Origin of the sequence: Bacillus sp. FSL R7-0672, assembly GCF_038601465.1 — a bacterium.
GTDB lineage: Bacteria > Bacillota > Bacilli > Bacillales > Bacillaceae > Bacillus > Bacillus pumilus.
Map to the genome: position 1 here is coordinate 3,046,666 of NZ_CP152010.1, position 19,738 is coordinate 3,066,403.

Sequence of the window (19,738 nt, forward strand, 5' to 3'; positions counted from 1 at the left end):
CTCTCCTTTTGAATCAATTTGTTATTTCTGAATCAATGATGTTCCTGTCATCTCTTTTGGTTTTTCAAGACCAAGTAAGTCTAAAAGCGTTGGAGATAGATCGGCTAGAATGCCGCCTTCTCTAAGCGTTGCACCTTTTTTCGTTACGATGACTGGAACAGGGTTTGTCGTATGTGCAGTATGCGGCTTTCCTTCTTCGGTAATCAGCACGTCTGCGTTACCGTGGTCTGCTGTGATGATGGCATGTCCGCCTTTTGCTAGGATTGCGTCGACAACAGCTCCTAAGCACTCATCTACTGCTTCAATGGCTTTGATTGTTGGCTCGAGCATACCTGAATGACCAACCATATCCGGGTTAGCAAAGTTCAGGATGATCGCATCATGCTTGTCAGCATTGATGTCTGCAACAAGTGCATCCTTTACCTCATAAGCGCTCATTTCTGGCTTGAGGTCATAGGTTGCCACATCTGGCGAATTGATCAAGATGCGGTCTTCACCAGGAAATTCTTCTTCACGTCCACCACTCATAAAGAACGTCACGTGAGGATATTTCTCTGTTTCAGCAATCCGCAGCTGTTTTAATCCATTTTGCGCTAGCACTTCTCCTACTGTGTTATCCAAATTCACTGGTTTGAAGGCAACATAGCCATCAACTGTTTCACTGAAGTGTGTGAAGCAGACGAAGTGTAAATTCTTCGGATGTGCTTCTCCGCGATCAAACGAGCGGAAATCTCCATTTGTGAAGGTGTTCGAAATTTGAATCGCACGGTCTGGGCGGAAGTTATAGAAAATCACAGAATCGCCGTCGTTTACTTTTGCAACTGGCTCACCATTTTCTCTCGTGATGACAGATGGAATAACGAATTCATCGTAGATTCCATTTTCATAGGAGTCATCAACGACATCATAGATGTTTTGATAACTTGGGCCTTCACCATACGCCATCGCGCGATATGCTTTCTCCACACGATCCCAGCGTTTGTCACGGTCCATTGAGTAATAGCGTCCAGAAAGTGTTGCCACTTCTCCGACACCGATTTCTTTGATTTGTTCTTCAAGCTGTTTTAAGTACACTTTGGCTGTCTTCTGACCAACATCACGTCCGTCCAAGAAGCCATGAATGTATACCTTTGTTAAGCCTTCTTTTTTCGCCAGCTTTAGCAGGGCAAAGAGATGTTGAATGTGGCTGTGCACACCGCCGTCTGACAGGAGACCGAATAAATGAAGGGCCTTGTCATTCTCTTTTGCATAAGTCATTGCCTCTAGGAACGTTTCGTTTTTCTCAAATTCCCCATCACGAATGGCAACATTCACTCTTGTTAAGCTTTGATACACAATGCGTCCTGCACCGATGTTCAAATGCCCAACTTCAGAGTTCCCCATTTGACCTTGCGGGAGGCCTACTGCCTCACCAGAAGCCGTTAAGGTTTGATGCGGGAATTCGTTCCAGTAGCGGTCGAAGTTCGGTTTCTTTGCTTGGGCAACAGCGTTACCAACTGTTTCGCCTCTTAAACCGAATCCGTCTAAGATGATTAATGCAGCTGGTTTCTTACTCATATTGACCTTCCTCCAATAATTGAACGAAAGACTGAGGTTCTAAGCTTGCGCCGCCTACCAAAGCACCGTCAATATCGGATTCTGCCATATATTCTTTAATATTCGCAGGTTTCACGCTTCCGCCATATTGAATGCGAAGGCTGTCTGCCGCTTCTTGACCATATTCGCTTGCAACCGTTTGACGGATATGCGCACAAACGTCGTTTGCATCTTTCGCTGTAGAAGATTTCCCAGTACCGATTGCCCAAATTGGCTCATATGCAATAACAGATTCAGCGACTTGCTGAGTTGTTAAACCAGCTAGTGCTTTCTTCACTTGATCAGCGACAAGTTCATTTGTTTTGCCGGCTTCACGCTCTTCAAGCGTTTCACCTACACAGATAATTGGAACGATGCCATGCTTGAATGCAGCATGTGCTTTTTTGTTCACTGTTTCATCTGTTTCAGCGAAGAATTCACGGCGCTCTGAATGACCGATCACTGAGTAGCCGATGCCAAGATCTTTTAGTGCAGCAGGGCTGATTTCACCAGTGAATGCACCATTTTCTTCAAAGTGCATGTTTTGTGCACCAATTTTAAGGTCTGTTCCGTTAGAAAGGCTGTTTAGCTTTTCAAGGAAAAGGGCTGGCGCACAGACAATGGATTCCACTTTGTCAGGAGATGGAATGGATGACTTGACTTCTTCAACGAAGCTAACCGCTTCGCCAAGTGTTTTGTTCATTTTCCAGTTCCCAGCTATAATTGGTTTTCTCATGATTGACACTTCCTTATAGCAGTTTTGGTCTTATTTATCGTTTAATGCAGTAACACCTGGAAGCTCTTTGCCTTCCATAAATTCAAGTGAAGCGCCGCCGCCTGTAGAAATATGGCTCATCTGATCAGCAAGACCAAATTTCTCAACAGCTGCTGCTGAATCTCCACCGCCAATGACAGAATATGTATCTTTTGCTTCTGCCAGTGCTTCTGCGATTGCTTTTGTTCCTTTAGCGAATGCGTCGATTTCAAATACACCCATTGGTCCATTCCAAACAACAAGTTTGCTGTTTTTAATAACATCAGCGTACTTGCCTATTGTCTCTGTTCCAATATCAAGTGCTTCTAGATCACTTGGAATTTCAGAGATTGGCACAATGCTTGTATTCGCATCATTTGAAAAGTCGTCGGCTACCAGAACATCTATTGGAATCAGGAAGTTCACGCCTTTTTCTTTTGCACGGTCCATAAAGGATTTCGCTAAATCTACTTTGTCTTCTTCTAATAAAGATTTTCCTACTTCGTGGCCTAGTGCTTTCACAAATGTGTAAGCAAGTCCGCCGCCGATGATGAGGTTGTCCACTTTATCAAGAAGACTTTCAATCACACCGATTTTATCCTTTACTTTGGCGCCACCAATAATCGCTGTAAATGGGCGATCAGGGTTTAAAATGGCTTTTCCTAGAACCTCAAGCTCTTTTTGCATGAGGAAGCCCGAAACAGCCGGAAGATATGCTGCAATACCAGCAGTGGATGCATGTGCACGGTGTGCAGCACCGAACGCATCATTGACATACACATCGGCTAAATCAGCAAATGCTTTTGATAGTTCAGGATCGTTCTTTTCTTCACCAGGATAGAAACGAACGTTTTCAAGCACTAACACATCTCCTTCTTTTAAGTCAGAGATTTGCTTTTTCACGTTGTCGCCGTAAGCTTCATCCGCTTTTTTCACTTCTTGTCCAAGAAGCTCTTGAAGACGTTTCGCTACAGGTGTCAGACGCAGTTCTTCAGTAACTTGACCCTTCGGACGACCCAAATGACTAGCTAATAGTACCTTTGCGCCTTGTCCTGTTAAATACTCAATCGTTGGTAATGCTGCGCGAATACGAGTATCATCCGTCACTTTTCCGTCTTTCATTGGAACGTTAAAATCTACGCGGCAGAACACAACTTTACCTTTTACGTCAATGTCTTTTACTGATTTCTTATTCATGCTCGTCAGGAGATCCTCCTTTATTCTGGTTTCCTTACACATTGGACAAGTCTCTCTTTATCCTTTTCCCATTTTGCCCTCATCAAAACGAGAAATCGTGCAGAACGGATAAAAACAGAGAAAAAGGGAAAGGGATGCTTCCCCTTCCCTTGTCCGTCTTCATTATATCGTGTCTCTAGGAAAGAACCAAGTGAGTTCCTTCAGTGTGAGAAATTAAAGACCTTGTTTTGCAATGTAAGCTGCAAGGTCAACAACGCGGTGAGAATATCCACTCTCGTTATCGTACCAAGAAATGACTTTCACCATGCTGCCTTCCATGACCATTGTAGAAAGAGCATCGATTGTTGAAGAGTTTGCATTACCATTGTAGTCACTAGATACTAATGGCTCTTCGCTGTAGCCAAGGATTCCATTAAGTTCTCCTTCAGCTGCTTCTTTAAGTGCTGCATTTACATCTTCAACAGTTACATCTTGGTTTAATTCAGCCACAAGGTCAACTAAAGATACGTTAGGTGTTGGAACACGCATAGCGCCACCGTTTAATTTACCTTTAAGTTCAGGCAATACAAGTGAAACAGCTTTCGCAGCACCTGTAGAAGTTGGGATGATGTTTTCCGCAGCTGCACGAGCACGACGGTAGTCTTTGTGCGGAAGATCAAGAATTTGTTGGTCATTTGTGTATGAGTGAACTGTTGTCATCATACCGCGTTTGATACCAAATTTATCGTTAAGTACTTTTGCAAATGGAGCTAAGCAGTTTGTTGTACAAGATGCATTAGAGATGACATCGTGGCTAGCTGCATCGTATTTGTCTTCGTTTACACCCATAACGATTGTGATATCTTCTTCGTTAGCAGGAGCAGAGATGATGACTTTTTTAGCGCCAGCTTCTAAGTGTTTTGCAGCGTCTGCACGTTTTGTGAAGAATCCAGTAGATTCAACAACGATTTCTACGCCTTGTTTACCCCAGCTTAATTTCGCAGGATCACGCTCAGCTGATACTTCGATTGTTTTACCGTTCACTACTAAGTTTGTACCGTCTACAGAAACTTCTGCATCTAGTTTTCCGTGAACAGAGTCATATTGTAAAAGGTGTGCAAGCATGTTAGCGTCTGTTAGATCGTTAACCGCTACTACCTCAACTTCAGGATTGTTTAATGCTGCACGAAATACGTTACGTCCAATACGTCCAAATCCGTTAATACCGACTTTTACTGCCATGATGTTTCCTCCTTTTATAGGTCACAATGTTTATATTGAGGGATCAATTGACTCCCTTAATAACTCTTTTGCGGCTCCTTCGTCTGTGACGAGAACCGTTCGGCGGGGTTTTTTGAAATAAGCTTCAATGGCCCCTGCCTTTGATGATCCACCTGCAACAGCAATGATGTGTGGAATGCTTTCTAAATCATCTAGCTGCATGCCGACGGAGTGCACTTTGTGGACGACCTCACCATCACGATTAAAGTAATAGCCAAAGGCCTCTGTCACTGCGTCATGCTCATCAATCTTTTTTAAATCTTCAGCTGGTGTGTTTCGTCTCATCGCCATTGTTTTTGCTTCACCGATTCCATGAATGAGCATCGTGGATGATTTGATCGTTTGAAGCACTTCTTTGACTGACGGCTCTTCAATAATGGAAGAGTAAGCACCTTCTGACAGCTGTCCTGGAACAAACAGCAGTTTGTAAGTACCGGAAGCTTTTTCAGCCATGTGGGCACAAATGGTGTTTGCCTGATTTTTTACATTCTCCCCAAGACCGCCTCTCGCAGGGACAAACATCATGTCTCTGTTTTTGGCATCAGGGGTCATCATTTCGGCAACGGCTTCCATCGTCGTTCCGCCAGTGACGGCGACGATATTATTTCCAGTAAACCTTTTTTTCATACATTGGACAGCAGCTCTTCCCATTTCTTGCTTCACCCACGGGGATTCGTCACTGTCACCAGAAACGATCACGACTTCTTCTAGGCCTAACTTCCTCTTTAATGTATTTTCCAAAAAGGTTAAACCTAAAACGTCTTTCATCATTCCTTCAAGCATTTCAAGCAAAGCGTGGCCTTCACTCGTCAGCATCATGCCGCTCGTTTTGACATCCAGCAGATTTTGTTCTTTTAAAAACTGAACTTCAGCACGTAAGATGCGCTCACTGAGACCAAGACTCGTCGCAAGACTTCTGCGGCCGATTGGTTCAGCTAATCTGATGTACTGCAAAATGTCGTAGCGTTTTTGCATAACGATGAGAAGATCTGGCAATAATTTTTTTTGAGCTTCCAATAAACGATTCATGGCTAACGACCCTTTCTTTTCACGTTGGACTAAAAACGTCCCACTGTGACAAAAAACGTCCCGCCACAGCCAAAAAAAATCAATCCCTGCTTTCTTTAATTATTTTAACAGGATCATCTTGCATTTTCAACTATTACAAACACATTTAGACAAAAAATAGACACATTTTCACCGATAGCCTGCTTGTCATCAAGGTTCTTGCTATGATATTTCTTTTCAAAATATTTTATTTTTTTCTATATTGAATGAATTCATCAATGAAAGTGTGCATGCGTAAGAGGTCCGCATGCACATTTTTTTGATATAGTCGTCTTTTATGTTTTTGGGATTCCTTCCTCTTCGGCAAAACGCTTTGCCTCTTCCTTCGGTTTGATTTTGAGATAATAAATGATGTAGCAGGCTGCCATGAACGGAACGCCGCAATAAAGGCCAATCCGCTGATCCTCAATAAAGAATAGGCTGATGAGCACGATGCCAAATGCGATGAAGCCTGCTAGTGGGACAAATGGATAGAGCGGTGTACGGAAGACGAGATCCTTTACATCTCCACCATCTTTTATGAATTGTTTTCTAAAGAAATATTGAGACAAACAAATGGACATCCACACCACAACAAGAACCATTCCAGAAATCGAAATAAGCCACACATACACCGTTTTTGGTGCCACAACACTTGTGAGCAGAGATAGAGCGGATACACCCATTGTCACCAATAATGCATTGATCGGGATTTTACGCTTGGACAGCTTTTTCGTAAAAGCAGGTCCTTTCCCGTCCTTTGAAAGCGACCAGAGCATACGTGATGACGCATATAATCCAGAGTTTGCTACAGATAAGACAGCGGTGATGATAATAAAATTCATGATATCTGCGGCATATGGGATGCCGACCTTGTCCAGCACGACCACAAACGGACTGTCGACAGCGCCTGCTGTCTGCCATGGAAGAAGTGCTGCCAGAACCGCAATTGATAAAACGAAAAAGACCATCGTTCTCCAAATAATATTCCGTATTGATCGAGGCAATGTTTTTTCAGGGCTTTCACTCTCACCTGCTGCGATCCCTACAAGTTCTGTTCCTTGGAAGGAGAAATTGACCGTGACCATGGTTAATAAAATAGCAAAAACACCATTAGGAAATAGTCCGCCATGATCCGTCAAATGACGAAATAAAGGGGCTGGTTCTCCGCCTTTCAAATGAATCATTCCGAAAATTGCGCCAATTCCGATGATAATAAACAATAGGATGGCCGCAACCTTGATAGCTGAAAACCAAAACTCCGTTTCAGCGAAGCTGCGAGCAGAGATGGCATTCACGGCAAATAATATCACGCTAAATGCTAGACACCAGAGCCAAACCGGGATATCTGGAAACCACCTTTGGAGCAATATGCCTGCTGATGTAAACTCCAGACCAATCGTACACGCCCAGCTAAACCAGTACAGCCAACCAATCATAAAGCCTGTGGACGGGCCTATATATTTGGTTGCATATTCCTGAAAGGAACCGGCTGTTGGCATCGCCACTGCTAATTCTCCAAGACACAGCATGACCAAATACATTAACAGTCCGCCAATGATAAACGATAGAATGGCTCCCCCCGGCCCTGCCTGATGGATAATCAATCCTGATCCAAGGAAAAGGCCCGTACCGATGACGCCGCCTAAGGCAATCATAAAAAGATGTCTGCTTTTCATGGAACGCTCTAGTTCATTATGCTGTTCTTGCATCAAATCCACTTCCCCACTTTCCCTCTTCTATTCAGCATCCTTTGACAAAATTCGCTGTTCGTTGAAAAAGAAAGGGAGAAAGTGAAGCTTCCTCCCCCTTTGCCATTTAAGCTTGAAACAGTGCTTCAATATGACCAATCGCCCAGTCTAAATCTTCTTTTGAAATAGTCAGCGGTGGTGCAAAACGGATGACTGTTTCATGAGTTTCCTTACATAACAAACCTGCTTGCTTCAGTTTTTCACAATAAGGTCTAGCTGCCTCTGTCAGCTCCATGCCTATAAATAGTCCGCGGCCGCGCACTTCTTTAATCACAGGACTTTGAATGCGTGCCAATTTGTCTTTGAAGTATTCACCAAGCTCCATAGAGCGGGCTGCAAGCTTTTCGTCGATTAAAACATCCAGTGCAGCAAGCGACACCGCACACGCAAGAGGATTTCCTCCAAAGGTAGATCCATGAGAACCAGGGTTAAATACGCCTAAAATATCACGGTTTGCTACAACACACGAGATTGGGAATACTCCGCCGCCTAAAGCTTTCCCAAGAATCAGCATATCTGGCTCAATGTCTTCCCAATCACACGCAAACATCTTACCTGTTCGTGCTAACCCCACTTGAATTTCATCCGCAATGAACAGCACATTTTCTTGCTCACAAAGCGTTTTGGCATCTTTCAAGAAGCCTTCTGGCGGCATGACAATACCCGCTTCACCTTGAATCGGTTCAATGAGGAAAGCCGCTGTCTGTGGTGTGATAGCTTCACGTAACGCTTCTATATCTCCGTAAGGAATCAACTTAATTCCAGGAAGCATTGGGCCGAAACCTCTTTGGTATTCTGCTTCTGAGGAAAGAGACACAGCCGTCATCGTTCTCCCATGGAAATTGCCAACACACGCAATGATTTCTGCACGATTCTCTTCGATTCCTTTCACATCATAGCCCCAGCGTCTCGCTGCTTTTACAGCGGTTTCTACAGCTTCAGCACCTGTATTCATTGGCAGTGCCATGTCTTTATTCGTCAGTTTGCAAATTTTTTCATACCAAGGACCAAGCTGATCATTATGAAAGGCTCTCGACGTGAGTGTCACGCGATCTGCCTGTTTTTTGAGCGCTTCAATAATGCGGGGATGGCGATGTCCTTGGTTCACTGCGGAATACGCACTCAGCATATCCATATATCGATTGCCTTCAGGGTCTGTCACCCACACTCCCTCAGCCTCTGAAATTACAATTGGCAACGGATGATAGTTTGCCGCTCCATATTGTTCTGTTTGTTGAATCAATTCATTTGTCTGTGTCATCATCTATTCCTCCTTCTGTAAGGTAGCTTTTTTCAATTGGGTTCATCTTCATCCATATGTTATGCAAGGATCGTGCCAACTTTCTGACCGCTTGATCATAAGGGTTTACCTCATTCATTACGCAAAATATCTTTGCATGCGCAAAATTTTTTAGAGGAAACTGCAAAATTTTTCATGTAAAATAGAGGTAACGTCAGGAGGTGGCGCAAGTGAAAAAAGATATGCATACCGCAAAGCTTGAAAATGAGATTGATTTATATAAACAAATGCTCGATTTAATTGATGTCGGGGTTCACGCCATTGACGAGAATGGCAATACTGTTGTTTATAATAAAAAAATGATGGAAATTGAATCATTGAAACGCTCAGATGTTCTCCATAAAAATGTACTCGATTTCTTCGCCTTTCAAGATGAGATGCACAGTACACTTGTCCAAGCGCTGCGTACCGGGAAACAAACCGTACATGCCAAGCAGACGTATCATAATTACAACGGAAAAGAAATCACAACGATTAACCATACATACCCGCTCGTTCGAGACGGTCTCATTCAAGGGGCAGTTGAAATTTCGAATGATGTGACGAAGCTAGAACGGCTGATTCATCACAATATGAAGAAAAAAGGAAGCACTCGCTTTACCTTCGATTCTATTATTGGACAAAGCCCTGCCTTTTTAGAGGTGATTGAGCATGCGAAACGAGCGACACGCACCTCTTCCTATGTGCTCATTGTTGGCGAAACTGGGACTGGGAAAGAGCTGTTTGCTCAAAGCATTCATAACGGCAGCAGCCGGTCATCCGGACCATTTATTACCCAAAATTGTGCGGCACTGCCTGATAATTTGATTGAAAGCCTGCTCTTTGGTACACAAAAAGGGGCTTTTACGGGAGCAGCTGATCAGCCTGGCTTATTTGAGCAGGCGCAAGGAGGAACCTTGCTTTTAGATGAGATCAACTCATTAAATCCTCATCTTCAAGCAAAACTACTGCGCGTCTTACAGGAGAAACGTGTGAGAAGGCTAGGAAGCACAAAGGAAATTGCTGTTGATGTAAGAGTGATTGCCAATATGAATGAGGACCCTGTGGATGCAATCGCAGGTGGACGTATGCGCAAGGATTTATTTTATCGTCTCGGTATTGTCACCTTATTTATTCCGCCGCTTTCTGAACGAAAAGAGGACATTCCTACGTTTGTGAATCATTTTATTCAAAAATATAATGAGCTGTTTCAAATGAAGGTGAAGGCGGCTGATGAAGAGGTACTTGCCCTTTTTAAGGCGTATCATTGGCCAGGCAATGTAAGAGAACTTGAGCATGTGATTGAGGCGGGGATGAATATGATGATGGATGAAGACGACTTAAGCATGCATCACCTTCCCTATCATTTTAGATTTAAACACGGGGAAGACCGTCCTAAGGCGCAATTGCAAACAAATTCTTTGCAGCAAACCGCAGCTGCTGACACCTTTGTGTATACAAGCCCAGAACAGACGACTGATTTCCAAACCCAAATGGAACGATTCGAAAAACAATACATCGTCCATTACTTAGAAAAAATGGACGATAATATTTCACAGACTGCAAAGTTATTGGGCATGAGCAGGCAAAGTCTGCAATATCGAATGAAAAAGCTACATATTTCTCGTCAATAATAGAGCTGTGCCATCATTTCGGCACAGCTTATTGTGTATCTGTTTGTTCTGCTGGTTTTTGCAGCACATCACCGAGCAGATTTTCTACATTTTTCAAATGCGTAAGCATCGCTTTCTCTGCTTCTTCTGGCTGCCTTGCAACGATGGCTTTGTAAATTTGTTCATGTTCTTCGTAAAGCTTCCGAATGGAGGCTTTCGTTGAGAATAACACGACTTTTCTCGTTTCCCGCATCGTTTCTACTAACAAGGATGAGACCTGATTCATTAACACCTTTAATACATCATTCTTCGAGGCTTTGGCTAAGGCGAGATGGAAGGTGAGATCTGCCTCTTCACCAATTTCTTCATGGGCTTCTGCCAGCTTCATTTGTTCAAGTGCATCACGCAGCTGATGAAGGTCATCGTCCGTCCGAAGCAGCGCCGCCTTTTTGACAGCACCTGTTTCAATAATGGTTCTCACTTCAAGGAGCTGCCTGACATCATGCTGCTTCATTAAAAATGCAGGAGATAAAGAAAATGCGAGCTGTTCAGGATCGAACTGCTTCACATATGTGCCCTCCCCTTGCTTCATCTCTATTAATCCGATCGCTTTGAGAGCAGACAGCGCCTCTCTCACAGCGGAACGGCTGACTTGAAAGTTTTCTGAGAGCGCTTGAACCGAATCTAATTTTTCTCCCGGAAGAAGCTCACCAGTGCGAATGGATTCGATTAATGCATCCGCAATTTCTTCATATATTTTTTTGGTTTTGATTTGTTTATATTTCAATTGGTCTCACCTCATCACTGTTGTCTATCCTTTTCGGCTCATGCCCTATCTTATACTTTACCCCAAAATTTCCGTTCACACGTCTCCCCGATTTAATTTTCAAAAAATCTTCTATGTGCCTCCCTTTCAACAAAAAAGAAGCACCTGCCATGTTTCTGGCAAGTACTTCTTTTTAATCATAGCGCTTCCGCAGTGTAGATGATGGAAGATTCATTTGTTCACGATATTTCGCAATGGTTCGGCGTGAGACTCGAATGCCAAAGGTTTGCTGAAGCTGCGTCATCATTTGCTGATCTGAATACGGTTTTTTCTTATTTTCCGTTTGGATCAGCTCTGCGATGTACGTCTTGACTGTGTAGCTGGACGCCTCTTCCAGTGAGGGTCCTTCTAGCTTTGCTTGGAAAAATTGCTTCATTTCCATGAGGCCATAAGGGGTTTGCACCATTTTCCCTTTCACCGTTCGGCTGACTGTTGACTCATGCACTTGCAATATATCTGCGATACGCTTCATCGTAAGCGGTTTCATTTTATGTTTCCCTGTAAGGAAAAAATCTGTCTGGTGTAAGATAATCTCACGAACGACATGGGTCATCGTTTGTTTTCTTTGCTTCAGCGCTTGGAGAAGCCAATTGTACTGTTGCTCTTTTTCCTTTAGATACACATATGCTTCATGCCGCTTTCGGTCTTGAATCATAGCGAAGTATCCTTCATTCATTTCAACGTCTGGGAAAGCGCGCTGATTCAGCTCAAATGCGATGTGGTCTTGCACGACAGTAATCGTCACATCCGGCTCTATATACACATGGTCTTCTTCGTATGAGAAATGGATGCCTGGTCTTGGTTCAAGCTGCGACACCTCATCTTGTACCGCTTGAAGTGTTTTCATGGAAATACCTGTTTTCGCCGCGATTTCCTTCCATGCCTTTCTTGCAAAGAGAAAGAAGTGCTCATCGATGATCAGCTCAGCTTCATACCAGCGCTCCTTTTTTCTTCTCAGCTGAAGCAGGATGCCTTCTTGTAAAGATCTTGCGCCAATACCGGCAGGCTCTAGCGATTGAAGCTGATGAAGGACGGCTTCAACTTCTTCAGCTGACACCTTTAAGACTGCTGCCATCTCGTCAACTGGTTCATTTAAATAGCCATTGGAATCAATGGACTCGATCATAAAATGAAAGATCCTTTGATTCTTTTCACTTAAATTCAAATCAATGGCTTGTTTCTTTAAATACATTTGCAGGCTTTCTTTTTGATGCGTTCGATACGGCTCTGTCATTCGGTCTTGAGATTTTTTATGATAAACTGGTTGATAGCTGTCCGTGTCTTTCCGCTCAATCAGAGGGTTCTCAAGCGCTAACTGGTCAAGATACTCGCCAAGCTCAGTGCTATTCAGCTGGAGCAATGTAATGGCCTGCCTGAGTTCTTGTGTGAGCACCTGCTTTAATACTTGTTCTTGTTGCAGATTAAGGCTCATTGTCTCCCCTCCCTCTCATCATTTTACATGAAGATTGACGGACCGTATATACGAAATAGGAGTGATTCCCATGTCTGAACTTTTTTCCGTTCCATACTTTGTTGACAACTTGAAACAACACATCGCCATGAATCAAAATGAAGACAAGATTCATGCCATGAATGCCTATTACCGCTCAGTGGTGTCAACGCTTGTACAAGATCAGCTGACCAAAAATGCTGTGGTTTTGAAGCGAATTCAGCACCTTGATGAGGCGTATCAAAAGGTGAAAAAAGAAAGCGAATGAACATGAACACCCTTTGTCATGATGGCAAAGGGTGTTTTTCATTTGCGAAAAGCTTCTGATCCAGCCTTGATTTGTACATCATCAAAAAGCCAGACCGTCCGGTAGTATAGATGATAAAGGCAAACCATAATCCGTGATTATGCCAAATAGGCGTAACCGCTGCTTGAACAACGATAAACAAGATCATCGCAAACAGCATTGAATTTCTGACAGGGGCAATTTCTGTCGCACCTGTAAATACACCGTATATGACCAAACCGAAACAAGCGGCAAACGGATAGAGAACGAGCCAGTCTGCATAGCCTAATGTCACATCTAAAAGACGGGGAAGATTTGTAAACAAGCCCAAGATCGGCTCTTTTAAGAGAAAATAAACCGACGCAATTAGGCATGCCATGACAAGTGCCCACTGCCTCGAAAGGGTTAAAGTTCTCTCATAAAGGGTGCGATCATTTGCCCCAACTGATCTCCCCACAAGGATGCTGGATGCATTGGCAAAACCATCGAACAAATAAGCCATGATGTAGTGAATTTGAAATAAGATGGCATTGGCCGCCAGCATCTCTGTTCCAAAAGAAGCACCTTTTGCTGTAAACATGTTAATCACGACAAGCAGACAAATCGTCCGAATAAACAAGTCTTTATTCACATGAAACATTTTCTGAACTGCCTGTGTATCCATGATTTTCTTAATAGACGGCATCTGGAACCCGTTTTTTGAATGTTTCATGATGATCCATGCGCCTAATACAAAGGCGGTTAATTCAGATATCAATGTCGCGGCCGCCACCCCTTTGACTGCAAACGAAAACACATGAACAAGCAGGAGGGCAAGGACCATATTCATGACATTGATCAAGATTTGTAAAGAGAGGGCTTCTTTCATTTTTGCCATTCCCATCAGCCAGCCTAATATCACATAATTCATTAAGGTAAACGGCGCACCCCAAATCCGAATATGAAAATAATCTGCTGCAAATTGCCGTACATCCGCAGCCGGAGAGATCACGAGAAAAGCAGATTGAATAATGGGCCATTGTAGGGCAATAAAACAAAGGCCGACAATGATGGCGATTAAAAAGGGTCTTAGAAAAGCAAGTACGCCCTGCTCTTCACTCTGCGCCCCGTTTGCCTGAGCGGCAAAAGCAGATGTACTCACCCGCAAAAAACCAAAGAGCCAATAGAGTGTACTGAAAATGAGACTGCCAACCGCGACGCCTCCAATATACGCGGGGTTGGCAAGCTGACCGACAACTGCTGTATCAACAGCTCCAAGTAATGGAGTGGTCATCGTTGAGATGGTTAAAGGAATGGCTAAAGCTAAATACGCTCGATGGTTCACGATGCCACCTGCCTTTCATGAAAAATAGCCTCTTCTAAAAGAGGCTTAGATTGTTGACAAAGTGCTAAAATGATTTTTATTTTAGCACTTTGTCTTCTTTTCAGCGTGATAGAAAACCTTTGAAGTCTAGGAAGGGCGAGCACTGGCGCGGAGCGAATTGAACATTCGTGAGCACCAGCGCGCAGACCTGACAACGAATGCGAGGGTTTGTCTACACGCTGAGCCTCTTCTAAAAGAGGCATTGATGTAATGAAGATTTATCGAACCGGTCTGCCAATTGTTCGGGACAAAGGATGGTCTGCGAGCATTGCATCTCTCATCTTTTGCACCGCTATCTCTTCAGATGAAAAGAAATCATCCTTTGATCGAAATTGAGCAACAAGTTCACCTTGATCTAATATCGCCAATTGATCACTTAAGTGATAGGCTGCCGTCATATCATGTGTAATAAATAAGTAAGCGACACCTAGTTCCTTCTTTAATTCTACTAATAAATCTAAAATGACACCCTGTGTGACCATGTCTAAGCTGCTGACGGATTCATCCAGTACGACGAGCTTTGGCTGCAGCAATAAGGCTCTTGCAATGTTGATCCTTTGCAGCTGGCCACCGCTGAATTGATGCGGATATTTAGACAAGTCCTTTTCGCTGAGCCCGACTCTTTCCAGCCAATGGATCAGCACGATTTTGCGTTCTTTTCGGCTCATGGTTTCATAGTTTTCAAGCGGTTCGGATAAAATTTGTTCGACTGTCCACCTTGGATTCACCGCCGAGTACGAATCTTGAAACACCGCTTGCACATGCCGGCGATAATGTTTGCGTGTTCTTTGATCTGCACAATAAATATCCTGCCCTTCAAAAAGAACCTGACCGGCTTTTGGCTTCTCTAGACCAAGTATGATACGGCCTAGCGTGCTTTTCCCTGCGCCGCTTTGCCCCAGCAATCCGACGCACGTGCCTTCTTCAATGATTAAATTGACGCCGTTTAAGACTTGGTCTGCGCCTTTTTTTCTCATCAGAAACGACCGGCTGTTGTATGAATGACTAACTGCTTTCACTTCTAATAAATGCAAGGGCCTTCTCACCTCAAATCGGGCAAACAGCTGGGATGGATGGACGAGCTGCTAATAGTTTCTTTGTATAATCATGCTTGGGGTTTTCAAAAAGCTCAAGCACTTCTGCTTTTTCAACCATTTCTCCCTGTCTCATGACAACAACCTGATCTGCCATTTCTGCAATGACGCCAAGGTCGTGAGTAATGAGCAAAATGGCGGTTCCATACTCATGACGAATTTGGTTCAGATGCTCAAGCACCAGCTTCTGTGTGTGTACATCTAAAGCAGTTGTTGGTTCATCTGCTATGAGGAGAGGCGGGTGCATACAGGCAGCCATGGCAATCATGACACGCTGCAGCATGCCGCCGCTTAGTTCAAAAGGATACTTGTTTAACAGCTTATCTGGCTGCGGCAGATTCATCTGCGCTAACGCATCCATTGCCTTCGCTTTTGCCTGCCTTTTACTGACAGTGGTATGCCGGCGGATGGTTTCAATCAGCTGATGACCGATCGTCCATACTGGCGTAAAGCTGTTCATTGGATTTTGCATAATATATGAGATGTCTTTGCCCCGAATAGAGCGCATAGCCCTTTCACTCATACCGATCAATTCTCGTCCTTGTAATGTGATGCTACCAGTAACATCCGTTGTTTTCCGGTCAAGCATATGTAAGATCGACATACTTGTCACCGTTTTCCCGCAGCCGCTCTCACCTATTAATCCAACGATTTGACCTCGCCCTACTTCAAACGATACGTCCTGAATAAGAGAGGTTGTCCCATGAGGCGTTTTCGTCTGCACATGCAGGTTCTCTATTTGTAAAATGGACTCTTGCACATTGATCATTCCTTTACACACGGCGTTTGATACCATATTTCTCTGAAAGGGCTTCTCCTAGTAAATTAAAGAGGACGACGACAGCCATGATGACAAGACCTGGATACAGCATCAACTGAGGATTCGTTTGAATATACGATTTCCCTTCATGGATCATCGCTCCCCATTCAGGCATAGGAGGCTGAACGCCTAATCCGAGAAAGGACATCGCTGAAATGTCCATAATTGCCCAGCCCATTTCGAGTGTGCCAATGACCGCGAGTGGCGGCAGGACATTTGGAATCATATGCTTTCTCATGATGTTCCAGTGGGATGTTCCGCTAATTTTCGCAGCAGCAATAAAGTTCTGTTCTTTTAAACTTAGCACCATCCCTCGGAAGACGCGAGCATAGTATACCCACTGCACAAGCATCAAGGCAAGCACTACTTGAGAAAGTCCAGGACCGAAGATGCCGACTAATCCGAGGATCAGCACTAGGTTCGGGAATGCCATGATCCCGTCGCAGATTCTCATTAAGACGTGATCGATCCAGCCACCTTTGTAACCTGACAACAAACCAACGATTAACCCAATCAATAAAGAAGAGAGAAAGATTAATAACGCACAGCCTAGTGAAACACGTGCACCATATAAAATTCGAGATAAATTGCATCGGCCTAATTGATCTGTCCCAAGAGGATACTCCCACGAAGACCCCTTTAGCTTCATCGCTAGATTGACAGCCGCCGGATCATGTGGAGCGATCCACGGCGCACATATTGTCACAATCAGCAATAGACCAAGGAGCACCACGCAGATCGAGATCAGCTTTTGATGAGAGAAGAGATTTTTTCCTTTTGTCATCATGTCTGGCGGCCTTCCTTTCTGGAAATACGGGGGTCAATGATCAGCTGAAGTAAGTCCACAATCAAGCTGCTCAAGATAAAGATACATGCTGCCATGAGGACATAGAATTGAATGACCGGCAGATCCCGGTTAAAGATCGCTTCAATAAAGAAACGCCCAAACCCTGGCCATGAAAAAACTGCCTCTACGATAATGGTTCCTGTCAGCAGCTTGCCAAGATTCACCCCAAGCCCTGTCAGCATTGGCGATATCGCGATTCTCAATACATGCTTGAACATGATCGACCGTTCCTTTAATCCTCTGATTCTCGCATATTGAACAAACGGCTCTTGAAGCGCCTCACTCACACTTGATCGTAATAGCCTTGTATACATCGCAATTAAAGGGACGGCCAGTGTGACCGACGGCAGGATGAGATGCTCCCATGTTCCCACCCCTTCTACCGGTAGAAGATCGAGCTTCACTGAAAAAAAGAAGATGAGCAAATACCCCAAGACAAACGTAGGGATAGATGCTCCTAAGAAAGAAATGAGCCGGCTCACATGATCAACGATGCCATTTTTCCTCATGCCGCTGAAAAAGCCGAGTGGAATGCTGACACAAATTGCAATCAGTAGACTAGTCAGCGCCAATTGAATCGTCGCTGGTATTCTATAGATCACCTCATTGAGCACAGGCTGGTTGGACATATATGACTTGCCAAAATCAAGATGAATGACTTTTTCAATGGTGTGAAGATACTGCATATAAAACGGTTGGTCTAAACCAAATTCACTTCGTTTTTGCGCTAATATTTCATCCGTTGGCTGGATATGAGCCGCTGCTAAATATGCCTCAGCCGGGTCAACTGGCGAAAGGTGAATCATACCAGTCGTGAAAAGAGTGGCTAATAAAAATACAGGGATGATTGATAGCATGCGTTTGACGATATAGCGGCCCATTTCCTAACCTTCCTTCTATTACTTCAGCTTAATACCTGTGAATGGATGTTCGTCGCGATTTGCTGGGAACTCAAAGTCCTTCACATTTTTTTGATAAACGGCTGTCTTTTTAAAATAAGAGATTGGCACAATTGCCCCTTGATCCTGTAATGAAGATAAGACAGACGAATAAAGTGCTTTTCGTTTGTTTTCATTGGTTGTTGATGGAATTTCGCTCATTTCTTTGATCAGCTTGTCCTTATTTGGATAGGCTGAGATGGCTTCTTTGAATCCAAAACCATCTGATGAGACGACGTTCATAAATGTATGCGGATCATATGGCGCTCCGTAGTTGCTAAAGAAGTTCATATCAAACTTATTAGCTTTAAAGCGCTGCACCTGTGTTGCCAGTTCCACACCTTCAAGTTTGACACCAACGCCAATGGCACCCCATTCTGCTTGAAGCGTCTCAGCCATCGCTTTTTGAATCGATTCTGCTGAATCATACATCATACTAAATTCAAGCGTTTTTCCATCTTTTTCACGAACGGTTTTTCCTTTTGGTAGTGTCCAGCCTGCTTCATCCAGCAATGCTTTCGCTTTGTCTACATCATATTGGAACGACTTCACCTTAATATCAGATGTGTAAGGCATGTTGGTCGGCAATATGTGATCTGCTTCATCCTCTAAGCCAGAGGTGACACCTTCTACCATTGATTTCTTATTGATCGCATATTGAAGGGCATGTCGCACTTTCTCATCTGACAGCTGATCGACTTTTGTGTTCATGACAAGCTGTCTCGTTGCTACAGGCTCTGACATTTTTGTTTCATACTTACCGCTCGCCTCTAACTGTTTGTAGGCATCCAGGCTAATGGTTCCTTCTCCGTAAAGGATGTCTACATCACCTTTTTCAAATGCCATGACTCTCGTTTCCGCATCTGGGATGACCTTGACTTTGATTTCTTTGACCTTTGGTTTTTCTCCCCAATAATGATCATTTCGTTCGAAAATGGCATAGTCATCTTTTTGATATGTTTTTAATACCCAAGGGCCTGTCCCCACTGGTTTTTCAATTCCTTTTGACGTATCACCGTTTTTAGGGAAGCCTGCTTCGCCTAAGAAACGAACCGGGCGGACAACGGCTAATTCTTGAACAGTTGGATAATATGGCTCTGTTAATGTGAGTTTAAACGTTTTCTTGTCTACTGCTTCTGTCTTTTTGATCTTTTTTATCACACCTAACCAGCTATGTATATCCTTGTTTTTTAAGATGGAATCAAAGTTCTTTTTCACAATGTTTGCATTAAACTCAGATCCATCTGAAAATGTCACTTTGTCTCTTAGATGGAACGTGTACACCTTGCCATCCTTTGACACATCCCATGATTTCGCTAATTCAGGTTTTAGCTTTCCATTCTTTTGATAGCTGACCAATGGCTCATAAATCATTGATTGCGCGAACAATTGTGATGGGTTGTATACGTGCGGATTCATTTCGCCAATATCTCTCGGCCAAGCCATCGTGATCATGTCAGGATGATCCTTGTTTCCATCTGCCCCATTGTTTGCTTGAGAACAGCCTACTAATAAAAAGATAAGCAGGAAAGGGATGACTGTATTTATTTTAATTTTCGGAAAAAATTGACTCCTAATAAACATAAGATGTTCCTCCTAATTGATGCTGATAATCATTTTCATTTTAAGGAGGAAGGA

General features: G+C 43.6%; 17 protein-coding genes. 2 read left to right on the plus strand and 15 right to left on the minus strand.

The window, feature by feature from the left end; all coding sequences use genetic code 11:
• Positions 1-21 precede the first annotated feature (21 nt).
• From gpmI to MKY18_RS15620, 7 genes are all read right to left on the minus strand, one after another.
• A complete protein-coding gene (gene gpmI / locus MKY18_RS15590; RefSeq protein WP_342497567.1) occupies positions 22-1,557 on the minus strand; it encodes a 2,3-bisphosphoglycerate-independent phosphoglycerate mutase in 1,536 nt (511 codons plus the stop codon).
• Positions 1,550-2,311: a triose-phosphate isomerase gene (tpiA, locus tag MKY18_RS15595; RefSeq protein ID WP_003213530.1), complete on the minus strand. Its 762-nt coding sequence runs from the start codon at positions 2,309-2,311 to the stop codon at positions 1,550-1,552. Before tpiA ends, gpmI begins: the two co-directional genes overlap by 8 nt.
• Before the next feature lie 30 nt (positions 2,312-2,341).
• Positions 2,342-3,526, minus strand: coding sequence for a phosphoglycerate kinase (locus tag MKY18_RS15600; protein WP_342497568.1), 1,185 nt, complete (start codon positions 3,524-3,526; stop codon positions 2,342-2,344).
• A gap of 213 nt (positions 3,527-3,739) precedes the next feature.
• Positions 3,740-4,747 (minus strand): type I glyceraldehyde-3-phosphate dehydrogenase, encoded by a 1,008-nt coding sequence (gene gap, locus MKY18_RS15605; protein WP_044138978.1) that lies wholly within the window; start codon positions 4,745-4,747, stop codon positions 3,740-3,742.
• 30 nt (positions 4,748-4,777) lie between these two features.
• Positions 4,778-5,815, minus strand: coding sequence for a sugar-binding transcriptional regulator (locus MKY18_RS15610; protein ID WP_003212739.1), 1,038 nt, complete (start codon positions 5,813-5,815; stop codon positions 4,778-4,780).
• A 314-nt stretch (positions 5,816-6,129) separates the two neighbouring features.
• Complete coding sequence (locus MKY18_RS15615) at positions 6,130-7,545, minus strand: amino acid permease (RefSeq protein WP_065097999.1); 1,416 nt, start codon at positions 7,543-7,545, stop codon at positions 6,130-6,132.
• A 106-nt stretch (positions 7,546-7,651) separates the two neighbouring features.
• Positions 7,652-8,845, minus strand: a complete 1,194-nt coding sequence (locus MKY18_RS15620; RefSeq protein ID WP_044138980.1) for an ornithine--oxo-acid transaminase — start codon at positions 8,843-8,845, stop codon at positions 7,652-7,654.
• A gap of 209 nt (positions 8,846-9,054) precedes the next feature.
• On the opposite strand from MKY18_RS15620, the gene MKY18_RS15625 reads away from it, so the two are divergent.
• The gene (locus tag MKY18_RS15625; RefSeq protein WP_311771804.1) at positions 9,055-10,497 is read left to right on the plus strand and encodes a sigma 54-interacting transcriptional regulator; all 1,443 of its coding nucleotides are present in this window, start codon (positions 9,055-9,057) and stop codon (positions 10,495-10,497) included.
• Between the two features lie 28 nt (positions 10,498-10,525).
• Here the strand turns inward: MKY18_RS15625 and MKY18_RS15630 are convergent, their stop codons facing one another.
• Together MKY18_RS15630 and rpoN are read right to left on the minus strand one after the other, a co-directional pair.
• Positions 10,526-11,263 carry a FadR/GntR family transcriptional regulator gene (locus MKY18_RS15630; RefSeq protein ID WP_106067297.1) on the minus strand — a complete coding sequence of 246 codons (738 nt, stop codon included), beginning with the start codon at positions 11,261-11,263 and terminating at the stop codon, positions 10,526-10,528.
• A 172-nt stretch (positions 11,264-11,435) separates the two neighbouring features.
• Complete coding sequence (gene rpoN, locus MKY18_RS15635) at positions 11,436-12,734, minus strand: RNA polymerase factor sigma-54 (RefSeq protein ID WP_106067298.1); 1,299 nt, start codon at positions 12,732-12,734, stop codon at positions 11,436-11,438.
• 70 nt (positions 12,735-12,804) lie between these two features.
• Between rpoN and yvfG the strand changes: the two genes are divergently transcribed.
• Positions 12,805-13,020, plus strand: a complete 216-nt coding sequence (yvfG, locus tag MKY18_RS15640) for a protein YvfG (protein WP_003213121.1) — start codon at positions 12,805-12,807, stop codon at positions 13,018-13,020.
• Positions 13,021-13,036: 16 nt separating this feature from the next.
• Here yvfG and MKY18_RS15645 read toward each other — a convergent pair whose 3' ends face one another.
• The 6 genes from MKY18_RS15645 to nikA form a co-directional block, all read right to left on the minus strand.
• Positions 13,037-14,362 carry an MATE family efflux transporter gene (locus MKY18_RS15645; RefSeq protein WP_106067299.1) on the minus strand — a complete coding sequence of 442 codons (1,326 nt, stop codon included), beginning with the start codon at positions 14,360-14,362 and terminating at the stop codon, positions 13,037-13,039.
• A 257-nt stretch (positions 14,363-14,619) separates the two neighbouring features.
• Positions 14,620-15,435, minus strand: coding sequence for an ATP-binding cassette domain-containing protein (locus tag MKY18_RS15650; RefSeq protein ID WP_106067301.1), 816 nt, complete (start codon positions 15,433-15,435; stop codon positions 14,620-14,622).
• Between the two features lie 13 nt (positions 15,436-15,448).
• Entirely contained in the window at positions 15,449-16,264 is an 816-nt protein-coding gene (locus tag MKY18_RS15655; protein ID WP_181462029.1) for an ABC transporter ATP-binding protein, read from the minus strand.
• Positions 16,265-16,268: 4 nt separating this feature from the next.
• The gene (nikC, locus tag MKY18_RS15660) at positions 16,269-17,102 is read right to left on the minus strand and encodes a nickel ABC transporter permease subunit NikC (RefSeq protein WP_044138986.1); all 834 of its coding nucleotides are present in this window, start codon (positions 17,100-17,102) and stop codon (positions 16,269-16,271) included.
• Complete coding sequence (nikB, locus tag MKY18_RS15665; RefSeq protein WP_044138987.1) at positions 17,099-18,043, minus strand: nickel ABC transporter permease subunit NikB; 945 nt, start codon at positions 18,041-18,043, stop codon at positions 17,099-17,101. Before nikB ends, nikC begins: the two co-directional genes overlap by 4 nt.
• A gap of 18 nt (positions 18,044-18,061) precedes the next feature.
• Complete coding sequence (gene nikA, locus MKY18_RS15670; RefSeq protein ID WP_065097994.1) at positions 18,062-19,684, minus strand: nickel ABC transporter substrate-binding protein; 1,623 nt, start codon at positions 19,682-19,684, stop codon at positions 18,062-18,064.
• Between the last annotated feature and the right edge of the window lie 54 nt (positions 19,685-19,738).